The 5,303-nt window shown below is 69.5% G+C and carries 5 protein-coding genes; 4 read left to right on the top strand and 1 reads right to left on the bottom strand.

The genetic code is table 11. The annotated features are described in order from the left end of the window. Positions 1–183, bottom strand: a 183-nt coding sequence (locus VFB40_RS23525; protein WP_414642135.1) for a MerR family DNA-binding transcriptional regulator, incomplete at its 3' end; no start/stop codon positions are given. 71 nt (positions 184–254) lie between these two features. Between VFB40_RS23525 and VFB40_RS23520 the strand changes: the two genes are divergently transcribed. The 4 genes from VFB40_RS23520 to VFB40_RS23505 form a co-directional block, all read left to right on the top strand. Further along, on the top strand, positions 255–1,451 hold the full coding sequence (locus VFB40_RS23520; RefSeq protein WP_324854220.1) for an erythromycin esterase family protein: 1,197 nt from the start codon (positions 255–257) through the stop codon (positions 1,449–1,451). A 93-nt stretch (positions 1,452–1,544) separates the two neighbouring features. Beyond that, on the top strand, positions 1,545–2,117 hold the full coding sequence (locus VFB40_RS23515; RefSeq protein WP_324854218.1) for a dihydrofolate reductase family protein: 573 nt from the start codon (positions 1,545–1,547) through the stop codon (positions 2,115–2,117). A gap of 429 nt (positions 2,118–2,546) precedes the next feature. Then, on the top strand, positions 2,547–3,563 hold the full coding sequence (locus VFB40_RS23510) for a hypothetical protein (protein ID WP_324854216.1): 1,017 nt from the start codon (positions 2,547–2,549) through the stop codon (positions 3,561–3,563). Further along, on the top strand, positions 3,560–5,303 hold a 1,744-nt coding region (locus VFB40_RS23505), incomplete at its 3' end, for a vWA-MoxR associated conflict system protein (protein WP_324854214.1). The genes VFB40_RS23510 and VFB40_RS23505, both read left to right, overlap by 4 nt.

Here is a 5,303-nt window from a genome sequence, read left to right as displayed (position 1 = left end):
CGGCGCGAGGGCGAGGAACGCGTGCAACGCGTGCGCATGCAGCCGCGTGTAGGTGCGGTGGCCGGAGTCGGTGCGTTCGGCGGCCGGAAGGATCCCGGCCGCCTCGTAATTCCTGACCGCCTGCGTCGACAGGCCGTGCCGACGCGCCAGGTCAACCGGCCTGAGGGGACCATCGGTTTGAATGTTTCGCGTCGTCGTCCTGCCAGTTCCGTAGAAAAGTCTCAACCGTCAGTTCAACGATACCGTTTAGGGACATGACCGCTGATCTCAAAGACGCCGCTCATGTCCTCGACGCCGCCACCGTCATCGAATTGCTCCCGGTCCGCCGGCCACGGCTGCTCGCCCTGGGCGAGCCGACGCACGGCCCGGACGCCCTGCTTGAGGCGCGCAACGATCTCTTCCGGCAGCTGGTCGAGCAAGAGGGCTACCGGACGATCACGGTCGAGAGCGATTGCATGAGGGGCCTGATCGTCGACGACTACGTCGCGTCAGGTACCGGAACCCTCGACGAGGTCATGGCGCGCGGGTTCAGCCACGAGTGGGGCGCGTTCGCGGGCAACCGTGAGTTGGTGCGCTGGATGCGCGCCCACAACGACGGCCGGCCGGCGTCCGAGCGCCTGCGCTTCGCAGGGTTCGACGGGCCGCTGGAGATCACTGCCGCCGCCAGCCCCCGTCAGGCTCTCAGCGCGCTGCACGGCTACCTCGCCGCCCATATCGAAGCCGACCTGCTCCCGTGCACCGCCGAAACACTCGACCGCTTGCTCGGCGCCGACGAGCAGTGGACCAACGAGGCCGCGATGATGGACCCGTCCCAATCCGTAGGTCGCACGTCCGAGGCGATGCAGCTGCGGCTGCTCGCCGACGATTTGTCAGCCCTGCTCGATACGCAGCTACCACACCTGATCGCGGTGACCTCTCGCGACGATCTGGACCGGGCACGGCTGTACGCGCGTACCGCTACCGGGCTGCTGCGCTACCACCATGCGATGGCCGACTCTTCCCCAAGTCGGATGACCCGGCTGTGCGCACTGCGGGACTTGATGATGGCAGCCAACCTGCTCGCCCTCGCCGAACAGGGCCCGGCTTTGGTGTTCGCCCACAACAGCCACCTGCAGCGAACGAGGAGCTCGATGCAGATGTGGCAAGGGCCGGTGCAGTGGTGGGGCGCCGGCTCGATCGTCGGCGCCCAGCTGGCGGAACAGTATGCCTTCGTGGCCACGGCCCTTGGCACCATCCGCGAGCACGGAGTGGAGATTCCACCCTCGGACACCATCGAAGGACTTCTCTACGCGCTCCCGCGGGAGCGGTTTCTCGTCAACACCCGCCAGCTGACGGCCGCGCTCGGCGGGACGACACCCGCGCCGCGCGTGTCGCCCTGGTACGGCTACGCCCCGCTCGACCCGGCCCGGCTCGCTACCACGGACGGGCTCGTGTTCGTGAAGGAGGCCTAGCCGCCCCACCGACAACTCGATCCTCCTTGACAAATTTTCTTGTCGGTAGAATCCTCGAGACAGAACAGCGGACGGCCTACAGAGGAGACCCTGATGCGCACGCTCATCAGCACCGCCTTTATCTCGCTCGACGGCGTCGTCGAGGGGCCGGGCGGCGAACCCGACTACCGCAACTCCGGCTGGACCTTCAAGAACGTCGAGTTCGTCCCCGAGGCCTACGAGATCAAGGGGCGCGAACAGCAGCAGGCCGCCGCGATGCTGCTGGGCCGGGTCAGCTACGAGTCCTTCAGCCCGGTATGGCCCGACATGCAGGAGTTCGGCCTTTACAAGGAGATGCCGAAGTACGTCGTCTCCACCACGCTCGCCGGGGACGCGCTGGTGTCGAACTGGGGCCCGACCACGATCCTGCGCTCGCTCGACGAGGTCGCCGCGCTCAAGCGCACAGAAGGCGGTCCGATCATCGTGCACGGCAGCGCGACGCTCAACCACGGCCTGTCCGACGCCGGCCTGATCGACCGCTACCACCTGCTCGTCTTCCCGCTGCTGCTCGGCGCGGGCAAGCGGCTGTTCAGCGCCGCGGACAAGGACACGCAGAAGCTGACGCTGGTCGAGCACGAGGTCTACTCGAACGGCGTGCAGAAGCAGATCTACGACGTCGTGCACTGATCCGCCGAATCAGGGCCCGCTCACACTGTCACCACCGGCCGGTACGACTGCTCGGGCCTTGTCCGCTTCGCCTACTACAAGGCGACGAACGAGCACGTGGCCGTCTACTTGGGCGGCGCGGTACAGATCAACGCCTACGAGTCCGGCTACCACATCGGGGTGACCGGCGTGGATACCGACCTGGAGTTCTGGGGAGCCGTCCGCCTCTGGTGACCTGGTCTCCCGAGGCCACCGGACTTCAGCGGCCCCCGGACTGCAGAAGTCCGCCAGATCCATGGCAGCCGTAGCGGTCTTGCGCTTCCCGCATATCAGTGGGCTGCACGGACTACACTGCCGAGAAACGGATCAATCCGAATCTTGGACGCGCACGCGGTGGGGGCATGGCGTATGGGCGCTGGGCGGGCATTTCGATCGCCCGATGCGCGGATCGTGTTCGTGCACGGCATCGGCGCCAAGCCGGATGTCGAGGAGGCGCGGCGACGCTGGACGGACGCGCTGGTGCGAGGCGTCGTGCGGGCCGGGCACAGCGGCGTCGCGGCAATGCTCCAAGACAGCGTGTCAGTTGAGGTTGAGGTCGTATTCGCCTACTACGGCGACCTGTTCGAAGCACCCGGAGCGCAGGGAGAGATAGGCGCGCCGCCCGACGCGGAACGGGATCTACTGCTGCGCGACCTGCTCCTGGAACTGGTGGACCTGCAACTGGCCGAGGTGGACCCGGCGGGCAATCCTCCGCGCTCGCCCGGGTCCCCCGACGTCGAGCAGCTTCGGCACGCACGCGACCAGCTTGCAGCGGGCGGCGCGGCCCAGGGCGCGGGGAACCTCGGCAGGCAGGCGCTGAACGCCGCGACCGCCCTGTTGGCGTTCGGACCGCTGCGCCGCACCGGGCAATGGGTCAGTGCCAAACTGCTGATACGTGACCTTTCGCAGGTCGCCAGGTACCTCAACCGCGGCGAGCCGGACGCGGACGGCCGGGGGATAGACGAGCGGATCAGAGCCCGAGTACGTGAGGCGGTCGACGACCGCCCGGCCGTCATCGTCGCGCACTCGCTCGGCAGCGTCGTGGCGTACGAGTGCCTGCACGACCCCGGCGTTCAGGCACCGGTGCCCCTGCTGGTCACGATCGGATCGCCGCTGGCGCTGCACACCGTGGTCTGGCCGCGCCTGCGCCCCCGGCCGCCCAGAACCCCTGACCGGGTCGAACGCTGGCTCAATTTCTGGGACCGGGACGACCTGATCGTGGCCAGACCGCGGCTCGAAGAGTGCTTCGGGGCCAACGCGCACGGCGTGAGCGCGCTGAGCGACCGGGTCGACTCGGACGGCCTCTGGGTGCACACGGCGACGAAGTACCTGGACAAGGCCGGGGTCGCGGGTCCGATCGCCGAAGCCCTCTCCCGGCTCGCCGGCAGCGTCCCGGCGCCGCGGATCGGCGGAGCCGCACCGTTATGATCGCCCCTCGCCACCTGCTCGTGATCGCTTCGCAGTGCGACGCGATGCGTGCCTTGGCGGACTTGCCGGACGCGGCCCGTTCGCTGCACGAGGTGCTGAGCGATCCGGAGCTTGGCGCCTGCGTCCCCGGCCTGCCGGACGGCCGCGCGCTGGTCATGCTCGACACCTCGCACTCCAGCGGCGACATCTACGCGATCGTCCGCACGGCGATAGGCCACGCCGACGCCAGCCGCGCCACGCTCGTCCTGGCACTGCTGGGGCACGGCTTCACCCCGGGGGAGTCCTCGAGCCTTTACTTCATGGGCCCGACCTCCCGAGAAGAGGTCCGCCGCAGCGCGGTGAACGTCCGCGAGCTGCTGCTCGAGGCCGCCGACTGCGCCGGCGTGGCGGGCGTGATCGGCATCATCGACACCTGCAACGCCGCGGGCGCACTGCTCAGCCCCGCGGACCTGACCACAGGCGTTCGTCGCGGCAGGACCTCGCTCGCCGTGCTGATGGCTTCCGCCGTCCACCAGGACGCGCATGACCTGCGGCTAAGCCGGGAACTCGCCGCGTTGCTGCGGACCGGGACGACGCCCGCCGGTCCGCTGATCTTCGCGGAGAACGTCGACGGGGCCGTACGCCCCCGCCTCGGCGGCCAGGACTTGGCGGTGTACACCTACTTCGGCGAGCGCGGCGGGCGCGATGCGCTCTGGCTGGCCGCGAACCGGCGCTTCGTCTCCGACCATGCTCACGGAACCCTCGGAAGACAGGGCTCGGCGAGGCTGGCGGCGGCGCTCGCAGCGCTCGACCCGCCCGCACCGGTGCCGGTGCCGGTGCCGGGACGCTGGGACGACGCCGCGCTGCGGGACCTGAGCTCGGCGGTCACCGCGGCGTCCTGGGACCCGGCGAGAATCCGGCTGGCCCGGCTGGTCGGCGATCTCCAGGTCGCGCTGTGCACGACGGCTTTCCTGCAGTCCTGGCTCAGCCAGTCGCTGACGACGACCATGTTGCGCGCGGCGGCCGCCAGCCTGCGCCCCGGCCCCGGCGGCAATCTGCTGCGCATCCCGGGCTCCACCTTCGGCCGCGTGCAAGACGTGGTCGAGTACCTCGCGCTGCAGTACCCCGGCTCGCACGACGGCTGCCGGGAATGGATCTGCCGCTTCGTCGTCGCGCTCGCACAGCGGGCCGGCCGGGAACTGGACGCGCCGGAACTGATCGCGTGGGCGCAGCGCATCGACGCGGTCATGGCGTTCAACGCGGCTGTCGAGAACGCTGCACGGCAGCAGGCCGACCGGCGGCTGCGCCTGATCGTAAGCCTGCACGCCTCAGTGGCGGGAGACTGGCCGCCGACGTTGGACGCGTGGCTGATGGACGGCAGTGAAGCGGTAGCCCACGAGGTCTTCCACAACCGCCCCGAACCCGATCGCGCCGGCGCGGAGGAGGCATTGGCCGCGGCAGTCGACTGGGCGGAGACCTGTGCCGCGGATCTGGACAGCGAGCTGCGGCTACTGCGGATCGAAGTGGCCGCGCCGAGCGCGCTGTTGCTGCGCTGGCGCCCGGAGGCGGTCACCCTGGGCAGACGGCTCGGGGTCGACTACGACGTGATCGTGCGGTGGAGCCAGCGGCTCAATCCGCCGTCCGGGCTCAAGTGGATCAACAACCACGCGGTCAAGCGGTGGGAGCGGATCGGCCCGCACGCCGCGACCGCCCCGGTCGACTGGTTGAGCCGGCACGACACCCATAACGCCGAGAGGCTGA

The sequence above is a fragment of the Actinocrinis sp. genome (genome assembly GCF_035650855.1).
In the GTDB taxonomy this organism is placed as follows: Bacteria; Actinomycetota; Actinomycetes; order Streptomycetales; family Catenulisporaceae; genus Actinocrinis.
The sequence above is the reverse complement of the archived record's forward strand: the minus strand, read 5'-3'. Positions and strand labels throughout refer to the sequence as shown.

What these genes read in the sequence shown, in the direction of transcription:
- VFB40_RS23520 (WP_324854220.1), top strand. Translation starts at nt 255, where the DNA reads ATGACCGCTGATCTCAAAGACGCCGCTCATGTCCTCGACGCCGCCACC.
- VFB40_RS23515 (WP_324854218.1), top strand. Translation starts at nt 1,545, where the DNA reads ATGCGCACGCTCATCAGCACCGCCTTTATCTCGCTCGACGGCGTCGTC.